This is a genomic window from Aliiroseovarius crassostreae, assembly GCF_025137635.1.
Lineage (GTDB): Bacteria > Pseudomonadota > Alphaproteobacteria > Rhodobacterales > Rhodobacteraceae > Aliiroseovarius > Aliiroseovarius crassostreae.
The window spans coordinates 2,878,151-2,894,401 of the sequence record NZ_CP080772.1; the positions used below are offsets into that span (position 1 = coordinate 2,878,151).

Annotated in this window: 12 protein-coding genes; 6 read left to right on the forward strand and 6 right to left on the reverse strand. The window is 58.5% G+C overall.

Annotated features, from left to right (window positions below):
• Positions 1–132 precede the first annotated feature (132 nt).
• On the forward strand, positions 133–2,349 hold the full coding sequence (locus K3J57_RS13790; protein WP_259792477.1) for an NADP-dependent isocitrate dehydrogenase: 2,217 nt from the start codon (positions 133–135) through the stop codon (positions 2,347–2,349).
• A 146-nt stretch (positions 2,350–2,495) separates the two neighbouring features.
• Here K3J57_RS13790 and K3J57_RS13795 read toward each other — a convergent pair whose 3' ends face one another.
• The 3 genes from K3J57_RS13795 to K3J57_RS13805 form a co-directional block, all read right to left on the reverse strand.
• A complete protein-coding gene (locus tag K3J57_RS13795) occupies positions 2,496–3,356 on the reverse strand; it encodes a COG3904 family protein (RefSeq protein ID WP_259796354.1) in 861 nt (286 codons plus the stop codon).
• A gap of 79 nt (positions 3,357–3,435) precedes the next feature.
• On the reverse strand, positions 3,436–4,419 hold the full coding sequence (locus K3J57_RS13800; RefSeq protein WP_259796355.1) for a glutathione S-transferase family protein: 984 nt from the start codon (positions 4,417–4,419) through the stop codon (positions 3,436–3,438).
• A 144-nt stretch (positions 4,420–4,563) separates the two neighbouring features.
• The gene (locus K3J57_RS13805; protein ID WP_259796356.1) at positions 4,564–6,825 is read right to left on the reverse strand and encodes an NADP-dependent malic enzyme; all 2,262 of its coding nucleotides are present in this window, start codon (positions 6,823–6,825) and stop codon (positions 4,564–4,566) included.
• Positions 6,826–7,081: 256 nt separating this feature from the next.
• Between K3J57_RS13805 and galE the strand changes: the two genes are divergently transcribed.
• Positions 7,082–8,092 (forward strand): UDP-glucose 4-epimerase GalE, encoded by a 1,011-nt coding sequence (galE, locus tag K3J57_RS13810; RefSeq protein ID WP_173486264.1) that lies wholly within the window; start codon positions 7,082–7,084, stop codon positions 8,090–8,092.
• A 132-nt stretch (positions 8,093–8,224) separates the two neighbouring features.
• Positions 8,225–10,846: a DNA mismatch repair protein MutS gene (mutS, locus tag K3J57_RS13815; protein WP_259794961.1), complete on the forward strand. Its 2,622-nt coding sequence runs from the start codon at positions 8,225–8,227 to the stop codon at positions 10,844–10,846.
• Positions 10,847–10,949: 103 nt separating this feature from the next.
• Here the strand turns inward: mutS and K3J57_RS13820 are convergent, their stop codons facing one another.
• The 3 genes from K3J57_RS13820 to hrcA all read right to left on the reverse strand — a co-directional run bounded on the left by K3J57_RS13820 (position 10,950) and on the right by hrcA (position 13,711).
• Positions 10,950–11,990, reverse strand: coding sequence for a TPM domain-containing protein (locus K3J57_RS13820; protein ID WP_259792486.1), 1,041 nt, complete (start codon positions 11,988–11,990; stop codon positions 10,950–10,952).
• Positions 11,991–12,055: 65 nt separating this feature from the next.
• Positions 12,056–12,643 (reverse strand): nucleotide exchange factor GrpE, encoded by a 588-nt coding sequence (locus tag K3J57_RS13825; protein ID WP_173487848.1) that lies wholly within the window; start codon positions 12,641–12,643, stop codon positions 12,056–12,058.
• A 3-nt stretch (positions 12,644–12,646) separates the two neighbouring features.
• A complete protein-coding gene (hrcA, locus tag K3J57_RS13830; RefSeq protein ID WP_259785322.1) occupies positions 12,647–13,711 on the reverse strand; it encodes a heat-inducible transcriptional repressor HrcA in 1,065 nt (354 codons plus the stop codon).
• Between the two features lie 71 nt (positions 13,712–13,782).
• On the opposite strand from hrcA, the gene rph reads away from it, so the two are divergent.
• From rph to hemW, 3 genes are read left to right on the forward strand one after another with little or no spacing between them, the layout of a single operon-like run.
• Entirely contained in the window at positions 13,783–14,493 is a 711-nt protein-coding gene (rph, locus tag K3J57_RS13835) for a ribonuclease PH (protein ID WP_055192909.1), read from the forward strand.
• On the forward strand, positions 14,490–15,101 hold the full coding sequence (rdgB, locus tag K3J57_RS13840; protein ID WP_259792488.1) for an RdgB/HAM1 family non-canonical purine NTP pyrophosphatase: 612 nt from the start codon (positions 14,490–14,492) through the stop codon (positions 15,099–15,101). The genes rph and rdgB overlap by 4 nt, the downstream gene beginning before the upstream one ends.
• Positions 15,064–16,251, forward strand: a complete 1,188-nt coding sequence (gene hemW, locus K3J57_RS13845) for a radical SAM family heme chaperone HemW (protein WP_259796357.1) — start codon at positions 15,064–15,066, stop codon at positions 16,249–16,251. Before rdgB ends, hemW begins: the two co-directional genes overlap by 38 nt.

The following is a 16,251-nucleotide window of genomic DNA, read 5'->3' on the forward strand; positions in this document are numbered from 1 at the left end:
TGCGCTGATAGCGCTACGCCCCTTTTTTTCTTCACGCAATTTGTGTATGGGAGGGGGGAAATCTCACATCTCACCAGCTTTGGGCAGGTGCCCGGCGGTGATCCTTTCAGCGAAAAAAAGGGGTGTTCTGACATGACCGACACATCGCAGCCAGATATTTTGTATACCATTGTAGACGAAGCGCCGGAGCTGGCCTCGGCCTCCTTCCTTCCGATCATCCGTAAATTCGTATCAAGCGCCGACATCACCGTGGGCACCCCGGACATCTCGCTCGCGGGTCGTATCATCGCCACCTTCCCTGAGAACCTGACCGCTGAACAGCGCCAGTCAGACGATCTGGCTGCCCTGGGCGAGCTGGTGAAAACCCCGGACGCCAACGTGATCAAACTGCCGAACATCTCGGCATCTGTGCCGCAGCTGGTTGCCGCCGTCGAAGAATTGCAATCGCAGGGTTACAACATTCCGAACTACCCGGAAGAGCCGAAGACCGACGAAGAAAAAGCCATCCGCGCACGTTACGACGCGATCAAAGGCTCGGCCGTGAACCCGGTTCTGCGCGAAGGCAACTCGGACCGCCGCGCTGCCAAAGCCGTGAAGAACTACGCACAGAACAACCCGCATTCGATGGGGGAATGGGCATCGGACAGCAAAACCAAAGTGTCCTCGATGCCGGGTAACGACTTCTATGCAAACGAAGTTTCCGCCACCATCACCGCTGCGCAGGCAGGGGATGCGAAGATCGAATTCGTGGGCCGTGACGGCGCTGTCACCGTTCTGAAAGACGGTTGGCCGCTGGAAGAAGGCACCATCGCGGATGCGACCTTCATGTCGGCGAAAGCCCTGGGTTCCTTCCTGGCAGACGCCATCGAAGACACCAAGAAAGACGGCACCATGTTCTCGCTTCACATGAAAGCGACGATGATGAAAGTGTCCGACCCGATCATCTTTGGCCACGCAGTCAAAGCATGGCTGGGTCCGGTTTGGGACAAGCACGGCGCAGCCATTGCCGCTGCCGGTGGGTCGCCGAACTCGGGTCTGGGCGCGGTTCTGGATGCCATCAATGGCATGGACAACGCAGACGAGATCAACGCTGAAATCGCCGCTCTGGACCGTCCGTCGATGTATATGGTCGACAGCGACAAAGGCATCACCAACCTGCACGTTCCGTCGGATGTGATCATCGACGCCTCGATGCCCGCCGTGATCCGCGCAGGCGGTAAAGGCTGGGATGAGACCGGCGCCAAGGGCGACACCAACTGCGTGATCCCCGACCGCTGCTATGCCACCGTCTATGACGAAGCGATCAACTTCTTCAAAGCCAATGGCGCCCTGAACCCGGCCACCGCTGGCGCGGTTGCCAACGTTGGCCTGATGGCACAGAAAGCCGAGGAATACGGCTCACACCCGACCACGTTCGAAGCCCCCGCAGACGGCACCATCCGCGTGGTGACCGCCAATGGTGACACCCTGCATTCGCATGACGTGGAAGCCGGGGACATCTGGCGCGCCTGCACCGTAAAAAAGGCCCCGATCGAGAACTGGATTGAGCTGGCCCTCGACCGTCAGCGCCTGACCGGATCGGAAGCGATCTTCTGGCTGGACGCAAATCGCGCCCATGACGCCGAGCTGATCAAATATGTGACCCCGGCACTGGAAGCTGCTGGAAAAGCTGATCTTTTCCAGATCATGGCTCCGCGCGAAGCCACTGCCCAGTCGCTGAAAACGATCACTGCAGGTAACGATAGCATCGCCATCACCGGCAACGTTCTGCGTGACTATCTGACCGACCTGTTCCCGATCCTGGAACTGGGCACCTCGGCCAAGATGCTGTCGATCGTGAAGCTGATGAAAGGCGGCGGTCTGTTTGAAACCGGCGCTGGTGGGTCGGCCCCGAAACACGTGCAACAGCTGGTGGAAGAGAACCACCTGCGCTGGGATTCGATGGGCGAGTTTTGTGCCCTCGGCGAGAGCCTGAACTTCCTCGCGGATGTGAAGGGCAATGCCAAAGCCGGTGTCCTGGGACGTGCAGCTGAGGAAGCCACTCAGGGTATCCTTGACAACAACAAGTCGCCCTCGCGCAAAGTGGGTCAGCCCGACAACCGCGACAGCCACTACTGGTTCGCCCGCTACTGGGCCGAAGCCCTTGCGGCACAAGGCGATGACGCGGATCTGGCCGCCGAGTTTGCCCCGGTTGCAAAAGCACTGGCTGAGGGCGAAGAGGCAATCCTGGCCGAGCTTGCTGCAGCTCAGGGCCCGGCGGCTGACATCGGCGGCTACTTCCGCCCCTCGGTCGAACTGAAAGCAAAAGTGATGCGCCCCTCGGCCACGCTGAACGCGATCATCGGCTAAGCCCTCTCTTACAGAACACGGAAAACCCCGCCCCTCAGGCGGGGTTTTTCATTTCTGAAACATGAAACTTTTGAAGCTATCGAAAGCCGGAAGTTTAAAGTTTTCACGACCCAAATATCGAAAGTTTAAACATTTCACCGGCCATTTCAGGGCGATTTCGTTACAACCCCCGCCGCTTCCAGCTCCGCCACACTGGGAAACCAGATCTCATTCGGGCCAGATTGATAGATCCGGGCAAGGAAGGTTTCGGACACTCCCCGACTGCGCAGAAAAGTGCGATCCCGCTCCTGTTCGGCTGCAATATCGAAACGGGGAAGTTTCTCCGCTTCATCCAACGCATAACCATGGAACCCCAGACGCGCGCCCGAGGCCAGCAACCGCCGCTGCCCGGCGACAAACACCAACGTGCAGGCTGAACTGCACCGCCGGGTCACGTGACTGTCCAGCTTCTGCTCCAGAACCAGCCGCGCGATGCCGCGCGCCTCAAAGATATTTCCACCGTCACTGTCCAGCTCGATCCGGGTAACATCCGGGTGGATCTGCAAGAGGTCCCGCAAATCGCGAGTTGCGCCCAGGGCAATCACACCGGTCAACAGCACCACCTCCCCCTCAGCAGACAGGTCATATTGCGCTGCATAGTGCCGGTTGCGCATCTCCGAATACGGTTCATCAGACAGGAACGGGGTGGTTTGCAGGGCCAGCGCCCACCAGTGCGACAGCGAGGCAAAAACCGCGATGATCAAAGCGATCATCCCCGCCCAAAGTGGCAAAACAGACCCTAATTCACGCAAATTCTGCTCTGCGCTTCGGAAGTAACCGATAGATTGCCAGATCAGGAACAGCAGATCGGCGCCCACCAGAACCGCCACAAGAGACACAGCCAGCGGGGCGATCGCCCCCAGCGCACCAAAGCCAAGCAGGACAAGGGCGCGCAACGCCACCCCATTGATCCAGAAGGCGCGCCAAAGCGGGTGATGCCCCCGCCAATGGGTGAGAATGTAGGACATGGGTCAGCTTAGGGCGTTTCGGGGCAAACATGAAACAGGTGTTTTTTCAAAACGCTTGGGGGGGTGCTCCTCGTTGCGGTTAAACCCCGACCTCAAACCGGGTCCGGTCATGGGGGCGGGTGAAGTCCTGCGCCGGTCCTTTGGGCACAATCCGGGTCGGGTTGATCGTCTCATGACTGGCATAGTAATGCCGCTTGATCTGGTGGAAATCCACGGTGTCTGCGACACCCGAATGCTGATACAGATCGCGTAAATAATTGGAAATGTTGGGGTAATCCTCGATCCGTTTCAGGTTTGTCTTAAAGTGACCATGATAGACCGCATCAAAGCGGATCAGGGTGGTAAACAGGCGCCAGTCCGCCTCGGTCAAACTATTTCCAACGAGGTACCGGTGTCCGGACAGGCGATCTTCGATCTGGTCCAGGGCTGCAAACAAAGCCTCAAATGCGTGTTCATAGGCCTCTTGCGTCGTTGCGAACCCGCATTTGTAGACCCCGTTATTGATGCTGGAATAGACAAGCTCATTCACCTCATCGATCTGGTCCCGAAGGGTTTCGGGATAGAAATCGAGCGTGTTTCCGGTGATCTCGTCAAAGGCGGAATTGAACATACGGATGATTTCCGAGCTTTCATTGCTGACCACCATCTGGGTCTGCTTGTCCCATAGCACCGGCACCGTGACCCGGCCGGAATAGTCCGGGATGGCCAGTGTGTAGAGCTGGTGGAGGTAGGCATGGCCAAAAAGCGGATCACCGCCGCGGTCCGGGTCAAACTCCCATCCGTTTGACAACATATCCGGAGAGACCACGGTGACGTCGATCAACCCCTCCAACCCCTTCAGCTTGCGAAAGATCAGCGTGCGGTGCGCCCAGGGGCACGCCAGCGAGACAAAGAGGTGATATCGACCCTGTTCCGCCTTAAAATCACCCTTTCCGCTTGGTCCGGCGGATCCGTCACGGGTGATCCAGTTGCGAAACTGCGCCTCGCTTCGCTTGAATTTCCCTTTGGTGGATTTGGTGTCATACCAGACATCTTCCCATTTTCCGTTCACAAGCTGGCCCATGATCCGCTCCTTTATGCTGCAATGAGTATATGGGGGTGCGGATCGGGCGCTCAACATTCGTGAATGCAGAGAGAAATTGCAAATATGCACAGAAAAACCGGCCCCCAGGAAAGGGCCGGCTTTAGGCAGGATCAGAGCCTGTTTTTACTTTTCGCCCAGACGCGCCGCGGCAAGAACCGCCATGTTCAGGATGTCATTTGACGTGGAGTTGGTCGAACAGATCTGGATCGGTTTATCGACGCCGGACAGGATCGGGCCGATCACCGTGGCACCTGCCAGCTCCTGCATCATCTTGACCGAAATCGAGGCCGAGTGGCGGGCGGGAACCACCAGCACGTTGGCAGGCCCGGAGAGCCGGCAGAACGGGTAATGCTTCATCACATCCGGGTTCAGCGCCACATCTGCAGTCATCTCACCATCATATTCGAAATCAACGCCGCGCTGATCCAGAATTGCCGGCGCTTCATGCAGTTTCTGCGCACGTTCCGAGATTGGATAGCCGAAGGTCGAGAAGCTGACAAACGCGACGCGGGGTTCAAGCCCAAGGCCCCGCGCCACGGCGGCGGCACGCTCTGCGATATTGGCCAGATCTTCGGTTTCGGGCCATTCATGCACCAGCGTATCAGCCATCAGCACGATACGGCCCTTGTGCAGAACGGCGGTGACACCGACCGCTCCGTCACTGGCGCGGGCATCAAACACATGGTTGATCCGGTCCAGCACATATGCCGATTTGCGCGTGGCGCCCGTGATCAGGCCATCGCCATGACCATGCTGCAGCATCAGCGACGCAAACACGTGGCGATCCCGCGCCGCGAGGCGATGCACATCGTGGCGGTCAAAGCCCTGACGCTGTAGGCGCTCATAGAGGAAGTCTTTGTAAAGCCCAAGGTTTTCCGTGTTGGCGGCGTTCACCACACGCAGTTCGCGGACTGCATCCCCCAGACCCTCGGCTTCCAGCTTCTCGCGCACATTTTCCTGACGCCCCACCACCAGCGCACGGCCATACCCGTTACGCTGATATTGCACGGCAGCCCGGAGCACCTGCGGATCGTCCCCTTCGGCAAAGATCATCGTGGCCTGGTTCTTGCGCGCCCGCGCGGTGATCCCCCGCAGGATGGAGGCGGTGGGATCCATGCGCGATTTCAGGTTCAGCGCATAGCTTTCCATGTCGATGATCGGGCGGCGTGCCACCCCGGTATCCATACCGGCCTTCGCCACGGCGGGGGGAATGGTATAGATCAGGCGCGGATCAAACGGGGTCGGGATGATATAGTCGCGGCCAAAGGTCAGCTTGGTGCCATAGGCCATGGCCACTTCATCCGGCACATCTTCGCGGGCCAGTTCGGCAAGGGCCTGAGCGCAGGCGATTTTCATCTCGTCATTGATGGCGCGGGCGTGGATATCAAGCGCGCCGCGGAACAGATAGGGAAAGCCCAGAACGTTGTTCACCTGGTTCGGGTAATCCGAACGGCCGGTGGCAACAATGGCGTCATTGCGCACTTCATGCGCCTCTTCCGGCGTGATTTCCGGATCCGGGTTGGCCATGGCGAAAATGACCGGATTGTCAGCCATGGATTTCACCATATCCTGCGTCACGGCCCCCTTGACCGACACGCCAAGGAACACATCCGCGCCTTCCATCGCCTCTTCGAGCGTGCGCAGATCGGTGTTCACCGCATGGGCCGATTTCCACTGGTTCATACCGTCGGTGCGGCCCTGATAAATCACACCCTTGGTGTCGCAGACGATGCAGTTTTCATGCCGCGCGCCCATGGATTTGATCAGTTCGATACAAGCAATCCCGGCAGCCCCCGCGCCGTTCAGAACGATCTTGCAGTCTTCGATCTTCTTGCCGCTAAGGTGCAGCGCATTCAAAAGCCCCGCCGCACAGATCACCGCCGTGCCATGCTGGTCGTCATGGAACACCGGAATGTCCATTTCTTCCTTCAGCTTCTGCTCAATGATAAAGCATTCCGGCGCCTTGATATCCTCAAGATTGATGCCCCCGAAGGTCGGCCCCATCAGCTTCACCGCATTGATGAACGCATCCGGGTCTTCGGTGTCCAGCTCGATGTCGATCGAGTTCACATCGGCAAACCGTTTGAACAGGACTGCCTTGCCTTCCATCACCGGTTTAGACCCTAATGCACCCAAATTCCCCAATCCAAGCACCGCTGTGCCGTTGGAAATCACCGCCACCAGATTGCCCTTGTTGGTGTAATCATACGCGGTCGACGGGTCTGCTGCGATGGCCTCACATGGCACGGCAACCCCCGGCGAATAGGCCAGCGACAGATCGCGCTGCGTGGTCATTGGCACCGATGGCGTGACCTCGAACTTGCCCGGTGTCGGGTAGATGTGAAAGGCCAGAGCCTCTTCATCGGTGATGCGTTGTTTTGCCATTCCTCTTGGCCCTTTCCCTGCGACAGACAGACCCTCCTCCCTTACAGGGGGTCGCGCGCAGGCTCAACCTCATTTGAGCATTTTATAACTCAATTCGGGAGTTTTTGCGCAATAGTCGAAAATTCATCCCTGTTGTGACGCAATATTCAGAAATTCATTTGCGGATATAGCAGCCCCCTACCGCACAAAATTCCGTCCGTGCCTTTCACGGGGCGATGATTTATATCTTGGCCAAACCTTTCATCAGGAGTGACAAGTGACACAGACGATTTTGTTGACGGGCGGCGCAGGTTTCATTGGCTCTCATACCTATGTCGAGCTTGCAAGGGCTGGCTTTGATATTGTCATTCTGGATAATTTCTCAAACGCACGGCCAGATGTGATCGACCGGCTTGAAACGATCACCGGTGCGCCGGTCACCTGCTATACGGGTGACGTGCTGGATGAGGGGCTGCTGGATCGTATCTTTTCCGAGCACAAGATCGACGCCGCCATTCACTTTGCCGCCCTCAAGGCCGTGGGCGAAAGCGGCCAGATCCCGCTGGAATACCTGAACACCAATATTGCCGGGCTTTACGCGCTGCTGCGCGCGATGGAGCGTGCCGGATGTGGGCGGCTGGTGTTTTCCTCCTCGGCGACGGTTTATGGCCAGCCCGACCAGCTGCCCGTCACCGAAACCGCCGATCTCGGTTTTACCAACCCCTATGGCTTTACCAAACTGGCCTGTGAGCAGTCGCTGAACCAGATCGCCGCCTCTGATGACAAATGGGCCTTTGGGATCCTGCGCTATTTCAATCCCGCCGGCGCCCATGACAGCGCGCTGATTGGCGAAGATCCGAATGACACGCCCAACAACCTGATGCCCTATATCGCCAAGGTCGCCACCGGCGAACTGGCCGAACTGTCAATCTTTGGCGATGATTACGACACGCCCGACGGCACCGGTGTGCGCGATTATATCCACGTGATGGATCTTGCGCAGGGCCATGTTCTGTCGGTCAAATCCTTGCTGGAAACAGACCAGAGCCACACGGTAAATATCGGCACCGGCACGGGATATTCGGTGATGGATATGCTGCGCGCCTATGAGGCCGCCGCGGGAAAACCCCTGCCCCACCGGATCGCCCCTCGTCGCGCCGGAGATGTGGCAAGCGTCTATGCCGACCCTTCCAGGGCCCGTGAACTTCTGGGCTTTACCGCGCAGCGGGGATTGGAGGAGATGTGCCAGTCCAGCTGGAACTGGGTCTCTCGGCGGAAAAACACCTGACACTGGGAAATATCCCGGAAAACCGGTTTTCCAGCCCCCGTGTTTTCTGGTTTTATCAACCAAACCCACCTCAATGCAGACCAGATCAAGGATCCCAGCGACGTGAGCGACCAAACCGCCAAAGTAACACCGATGATGGCGCAATTCCTCGACATCAAGGAAGGCTATCCCGATGCGCTCCTGTTCTATCGTATGGGCGATTTTTACGAGCTGTTCTTTGACGATGCTATCGCCGCCGCCGAGGCGCTGGATATTGCCCTGACCAAGCGCGGCAAGCATCTGGGCAAGGATATTCCCATGTGTGGCGTGCCGGTGCATTCCGCCGAAGGGTATCTGCTGACGCTGATCCGCAAAGGGTTTCGTGTTGCGGTGTGCGAACAGTTGGAAAACCCGGCCGAGGCCAAGAAACGCGGCGCGAAATCCGTGGTGAAACGGGATGTGGTGCGCCTTGTAACCCCCGGCACCCTTACCGAAGAAAGCCTTCTGGACGCGCGGCGGCACAATTTCCTCGCCGCTTTTGCCGAAATCCGCGAGGATGGCGCAATTGCCTGGGTCGATATTTCAACTGGCGCATTCCGCGTCATGCCCTGCTCGCGTATGCGCCTATCACCGGAACTGGCCCGCCTGGCCCCGCGTGAGGTCATTCTTCCCGACCAGATCATGTATGATCTTGATGGAATAGTCACTGAATCCGGCGCGGCCCCCACCCCGCTTGGGCAGGCCGCTTTTGACAGCGCCGGCGCGGAAAAACGTCTGAAGGAACTATACGCCGTCGGCTCGCTCGAAGCATTTGGCAGCTTTACCCGTGTAGAAATTGCCGCCATGGGCGCCATTGTCGAATATCTGGAAATCACCCAGAAAGGCAAATTGCCGCTGCTGCGCCCGCCGGTGCGCGAATTGTCCCATGGCACGCTGCAAATCGACGCCGCCACGCGGCGCAATCTGGAACTGACCCATGCGATGTCCGGCGGCCGCCAGGGATCGCTTTTGTCAGTGGTGGACCGCACGGTAACCGCCGGCGGGGGGCGGCTGCTGGAGCGGCGCATTTCCTCTCCGTCACGCAACCTTTCCGAAATCCACGCCCGGCTTGAAACCGTGTCATTTCTGGTGGAACAGTCCCGCATTTCCGAAGATCTGCGCGAGTCTTTGCGCAAAACCCCCGATATGGATCGGGCCCTGTCCCGGCTGGGGCTGGACCGGGGCGGTCCCCGTGATCTGGCCGCAATCCGCGGCGGGCTGGGCGCTGCAATTGACCTGTCTGAACAGCTCGCCAATGCCGAAGCAATCCCTGAACGGCTGATGGTGGCCGGGGAAAAGCTCCTGGGCCACGATACATTGCTGTCCCTTCTGGAAGAGGCGCTGGTGGCTGATCCCCCTCTCCTCGCCCGCGATGGCGGTTTCATCGCCCCCGGTTACGACGAAGATCTGGACGAAGCCCGCAAATTGCGGGATGAGGGCCGGGGGGTGATCGCCGGGATGCAGGCTGAATACGCGCAGATTGCCGGGATCAGTTCGCTCAAGATCAAACATAACAACGTGCTGGGATACTTCATCGAAACCACCGCCACCCATGCGGACAAGATGCTGAACCCACCCCTGTCAGAGACCTTCATCCACCGCCAGACCACCGCCAACGCCGTGCGCTTTACCACCGTCGCGCTGAGCGAGCTGGAAACCAAGATCCACAACGCGGGAAGTCGGGCGCTGGAGATCGAAAAGCGTCTCTATTCCAGCCTGACACGAGAGGTTCTGGACCGCGCCGCCGCCATCGCCGACACCGCCCGGGCGCTCGCTGAAATCGACCTCGCCACCGGGTTTGCCGATCTCGCGCGCGCCGAGGGATGGGCCATGCCGCATGTGGACGAGAGCCGTAAATTCGAAATCACCGGCGGACGCCACCCGGTGGTCGAAGCCGCCCTGCGCAAAACCGGTGAGCCGTTTATCGCCAATGATTGCTCCCTCTCAAACGGCAATGATCACGCCCATATCTGGCTGCTGACCGGGCCCAACATGGCGGGTAAATCAACATTTTTGCGCCAAAACGCCCTGATTGCGCTTCTGGCCCAAACCGGGAGCTTCGTTCCCGCCAAATCCGCCCATATCGGCATTGTTTCACAATTATTCAGCCGGGTTGGGGCCTCGGATGATCTGGCCCGGGGGCGGTCAACCTTCATGGTCGAGATGGTGGAAACCGCCGCCATCCTGAACCAGGCCGATGATCGCGCGCTTGTCATCCTCGATGAAATCGGCCGCGGCACCGCCACCTATGACGGCCTTTCAATCGCCTGGGCCACGCTGGAGCATCTGCACGAAACAAACCGCAGCCGCGCCCTGTTTGCCACCCATTACCACGAAATGACCCAGCTTGCGGACAAGCTGACCGGCGTTGAAAACGCGACGATTTCGGTCAAGGAATGGGAAGGCGAGGTGATTTTCCTGCATGAGGTTAAAAAAGGCGCTGCTGACCGGTCTTACGGGGTGCAGGTGGCCAAACTTGCCGGGCTGCCCGAAGCCGTGATTGCCCGCGCCAACGTGGTGCTTGAGGCGCTCGAGAAGGGGGAGCGCGATGGCGAAGGCGCCAAGGCGATGATTGACGATCTGCCGCTGTTTGCCGCCACTCCGCCCGCGCCTGCGCCGGTGAAAACAGCGCCATCCAGGGTCGAAGACGCATTGCGGGAGGTTCTGCCCGACAGCCTCACGCCGCGCGAAGCGCTGAATCTGGTCTATGACCTGCGCGAGCTGCTAAAGGACTGATCCTTTTTTCTTGCTAAAAATACCTTAAAGCGTTTCGGAATAATCATGTGTCACGGGTTTATCCCGAAACGCTTTAGGGGGTCTGGGGGACAACGTCCCCCAGCTACCAGCGCCCGGACGCGCCACCCCCGCTGGAACTGCCTCCACCAAATCCACCGGATGAGGACGAGGAGGAGCGGCTGGATGTGATCCTTGGCAAAGTCCGTGTCGCGCTCCAGCTTTCGCCACATTGCGCGCAGGAAAAGTCATCCCGGGCCCGCCCGGTTGACTGTCGCGTGGCACTTTCCAGCGTGGTGGTATCTGTCTTCAAGGTGTGGAAATCACATCGCGGGCAGCGGCTGTAGGAGGTGAACCACTTCTTGCGACGGATCACATGCGCATTGTCACAGGCCGGGCAAAGCCAGACGTCGTAATCCGCGGTTTTCAGCCGTTCTTCTGCAAGCTGTCCTTTGATCAGATGCGCATCATCATCAGTCTCGCTCAGCCAGATCATCCATGTCCCGTCATTGGGGCAACGGCGTGGGGCGCGGCGGCGCAGGAACCGCCAGGCGGCAAACAAAAAGGCACCGACGCCCGCAAGTGACAGCGGCCAATACCGTTTCACCTGCCGCAACCCCTGTTTTGCCACGATCTGATACCGGGGGGCATCGTAATCTCCGGGATAGACACCCGTGATTTCATAAATCGCCTCATCAACACCGGACAGGATCCCGTTCACGTAATCCTCATCGCGAAATTCAGGCAGGATCGTATGGTCGATCACCCGCTGCATTGGCCCGTTCATCTCTGTTCCATAGCCCGAGCCGACTTCGATCCGCATCACCCGATCGTCACGCACAACCAGCATCATCACCCCATCATTTCTGGTCGCATCGCCAACGCCCCAAGCATTGAACAGTCCGGTGGCAAAGGGTTCAATCGGGCCGTCATAGGCGTGATCTGCGAGGCTTTTGAGGGTGACAAGCGTAAACTCTATCCCACGTTTTTCACGCAGCTCCTCAAGCGTGGCGCGCAGGCGATCCGCCTCTTGAGGTGAGAGGATGGCAGCAAAGTCATTTACGTAAAGATCTGAATAGGCGGGATAATTCTGCGCCTGGGCAATATTGGCCCAGACAAGAAAGAGGAAGGAAAGAAGGATGCGCAAAAGAAAACTCCCGTCAATGACGGGAGTTTCATACGCGGTTTTATCGCCCCTGTTGAGGGGAAAATTCAAGCCGGGGTCGAGGACACACCCACCTGGGCGGGACGCAGCAGGCGGTCATGGATCATGAACCCTTCCGCCATCACCTGGATCACATCCCCCGCCTTGGTGCCGGGCACCGGGGCTTCGAACATCGCCTCATGCTGTTCCGGGTCAAACTTGTCCCCCACTTCCGGAGAGACCAGACGGATGCCATGTTTTTCAAAAATGCCCAGAAGCGAACGCATGGTCAGTTCGATCCCTTCGATCAGCGGTTTGGACGCTTCATTGTCCACTTTCGAGGCCGCTTCCACCGCGCGTTTCATATTGTCAAAGACGGGCAGCATATCACGGGCCAGCTTTGATCCGCCGTAATTCTCAGCCTCACGACGGTCCCGATCAGACCGTTTACGGGCATTTTCCGCATCCGCCAGGGCGCGCATGAACCGGTCTTTATACTCGTCACGCTCAGCTTGCAGCGCCAGGATCTCTTCGCTCGGCGGCAGCTCATTGGCCAGATCGTCCAGTGACATGGGCTCATCACCGGCCTGTTCGGTCATCAATTCCTGAATGGCGGCTTCCACGTCTTCCGCCGGTGTCTTTTTCGCGTCGGTCATCTTCTATCCTCGATCCGAGATCATTTTGCCAACCAGTTGCGCCGTGTAATCCACGATCGGCACGATCCGTCCGTAATTCAGCCGGGTCGGTCCAATCACCCCCACGGCACCAATGATCTTTCGATCAGCGTTCATATAAGGGGAAACCACCAAAGAGCTACCCGAAAGTGAAAAAAGTTTGTTCTCGGAGCCAATAAAAATGCGCACCCCGTCGCCCTGATCCGCCAGTTCAAGGAAATCGGCGATGTCGCGCTTGCGTTCGAGGTCGTCAAACAGGGTGCGAATGCGCGCAAGATCGGCTTCTTCTTCGGTGCCCGACAGGAGATTCGACCGGCCCCGCACAATCAGCCGCTCGTTCTGCCCCCCCTGATCGGCCCACAGCGCCACCCCGCCGTCAATCAACTCCTGCGCCAATGTGTTCAGCTCCGCCCGGCGGCGCGCAATCTCATCCCCCATATCGCCGCGCAACTCGGTAATGGTGCGTCCCTCGGCAATCGCATTGAGGAAATTGGCCGCCTCGCGCAGGGAGGATGGCGTCTGGCCCGCAGGCGGGGTGAACACCCGGTTCTCCACCTGACCATCGGCAAAAACCAGCACCACAAGGGCGCGATCCGCGCCAAGTGACACAAATTCGATATGCTTGATCGGCGCTTCATGTTTTGGCGTCAGAACCAGGCTGGCGCCGGCAGTGATCCCCGACAGCGCCTGCCCCACCCGATCCATCATTGTGCTCACATCGCCGGGCACATTCCCAACCGTGGCATCAATCTTTTCCCGGTCACTGTGATCAAGGTTGGACACTTCCAGCAACCCATCCACAAACAACCGCAGCCCCAGATCCGTGGGCACCCGACCGGCTGACACATGGGGGGAATTCAGAAGCCCCATAAATTCGAGGTCCTGCATCACGTTGCGAATGGTCGCCGCTGACACTTTCTCGGTCAGCGCGCGGGTCAATGTGCGCGACCCAACCGGATCCCCGGTTTCCAAATAGCTTTCCACAAGACAGCGGAACACCTCGCGCGAGCGGGTATTCATGTCTTTGATCAGGTCAGATCCGTCTTCCATGCGCTAATGCCTTGCCTTTCTGCCGGACCCATGGGTATCACGCCTATAGGTTTCAAATAAAGGGGAATGCCATGCGCCCGTCTGGTAGAAATTTAGATCAAATGCGCTCGATTTCAATCGAGACCGGGGTCACAAAACACGCTGAAGGGTCGTGCATGATCCGCGTGGGCGACACCCATGTGCTCTGCACCGCCTCATTGGAAGAGCGTGTGCCCCCGTTCCTGCGCAACTCCGGCAAAGGCTGGGTCACCGCCGAATACGGGATGCTGCCCCGTTCCACCGGATCACGGATGCGCCGTGAGGCCGCAAGCGGCAAACAGCAAGGCCGGACCGTGGAAATTCAACGGCTTATCGGCCGCTCTCTGCGCGCCGGTGTCGATCTGGTCGGGTTGGGCGAGCGTCAGATCACCGTCGATTGTGATGTGATTCAGGCAGATGGCGGCACGCGGTGCGCCTCAATCACCGGGGGCTGGATTGCGCTTCGTCTTGCGGTGAACAAGCTTCTGAAAGCTGGTGACATTTCGACCGATCCGCTTGGCGATCCGGTCACCGCCGTGTCCTGCGGCATCTATGCCGGCCAGCCCGTGCTCGATCTGGATTACCCCGAAGATTCCGTGGCCGGCGTGGATGGCAATTTTGTCATGTCCGGAGCCAAACTGATCGAAGTGCAGATGTCAGCTGAGGGCGCAACCTTCAACCGTGATCAGATGAACCAGTTGATGGATCTGGCTGAAAAAGGCGGTGCGGAACTGGCCGCGGCTGCGATTGAGGCCACCAAGTGACCCGCAAGTTTGACGGAAAAGAGCTGGTCATCGCCAGTCATAACAAAGGCAAGCTGCGCGAAATCGCAGCTTTGCTGGCCCCTTTTGGGGTCACCGTCACCTCAGCCGCCGATCACGGATTGGAAGAGCCGGAAGAAACCGAAGACAGCTTTGCCGGAAATGCCCGGATCAAGGCGCATTTTGCTGCAAAATCAACGGGTTTGCCTGCCCTGTCTGATGACAGCGGGATCATGGTCGACGCGCTGGACGGCGCCCCCGGCGTCTATACCGCCGACTGGGCCGAGACCGGAAATGGTCGGGATTTTCCGATGGCGATGGAGAAAACCTGGCGCCTTCTGGAAGAGAAAAACGCCCCCCTGCCCCGCACCGCACGGTTTTGCTGCACGCTCTGCCTCGCCTGGCCCGACGGCCATGACGAGCTGTTCGAGGGCAAAGTTGAAGGGTCTCTGACCTGGCCCATGCGCGGCGACCAGGGGTTCGGCTATGACCCGATCTTTGTGCCCAATGGCTATGACATCACCTTTGGTGAAATGGATCCGGCCCAAAAACACGAAATGAGCCATCGCGCAGATGCTTTCGCGAAGCTCGTGGCAGGCAGCTTTGCCTGAGAATTGGCAAACGGCTGGATTCGGACTTTATGTCCACTGGCCGTTTTGCGCCTCGAAATGCCCCTATTGCGATTTCAACAGCCACGTATCGGCGCAGATTGATCAATCGCAATGGTTGGCTGCCTATCTGAAAGATCTGGACCGGTACGGAGCTGAGGCACCGGGTCGGGTTTTGTCTTCGATCTATTTTGGCGGCGGCACCCCAAGCCTTATGGACCCCGCCACAGTGGCGGCAATCATCGACAAAGCCTCTGACCTTTGGACCTTCGCAAACAATATCGAAATCACGCTGGAGGCCAACCCAACCTCGATCGAGGCCGGGAATTTCGCAGGGTATCGCGAGGCGGGGGTCAACCGTGTCTCGATGGGGTTTCAGGCATTGAACGATAATGACCTTCGCAAACTCGGACGCTTGCATAGTGTTGACGAAGGTCTGCGCGCGCTGGAGATCGCCCGGCAGCATTTTTCGCGGGTCAATTTTGATCTGATCTATGCGCGGCAGGATCAGACCCTGCCGGACTGGCAGGCCGAACTGGACCGCGCGCTGAGTTTCGGCCCGGATCATCTTTCGCTTTATCAGCTTACCATCGAACCCGGCACGGCGTTTGGCGCTCGGTTTGACGCGGGCAAACTCTCAGGCCTGCCAGAGGAGGATCTGGCGGTTGACATGTTTTTCCACACACAGGAAGCCACAGCCGCTGCCGGGCTTCCGGCCTATGAAGTTTCCAACCATGCTCGTCCCGGTGAGGAAAGCCGACACAACCTGATCTATTGGCGGTCAGGTGATTGGGTCGGGATCGGTCCCGGGGCCCATGGTCGGATGTCTTTTGGGCAGAACAGATGGGCAACAGAAACCCCTCTCTCGCCGAGCAAATGGTTGGAGAACGCCCTGGGGGACGCTGACAAGCGCGAGAGAGCACCTCTTCCTTTAGAAGAGCAGGTAACAGAATACCTTTTGATGGGGTTACGCACCACCGAGGGCGTGGATCTGGACCGCCTGTCCCAACAATTCCAGACATCTCTTAATCGTAATAAAATCAAAGACTTGTCTGAGATGGGCTTGGTTTCTGTCGCGCAGAAAACACTAAGGGCGACCGAGGATGGCCGCCCTGTGTTGAATGCGATACTTCGAGAGATTTTGCCGGACTGA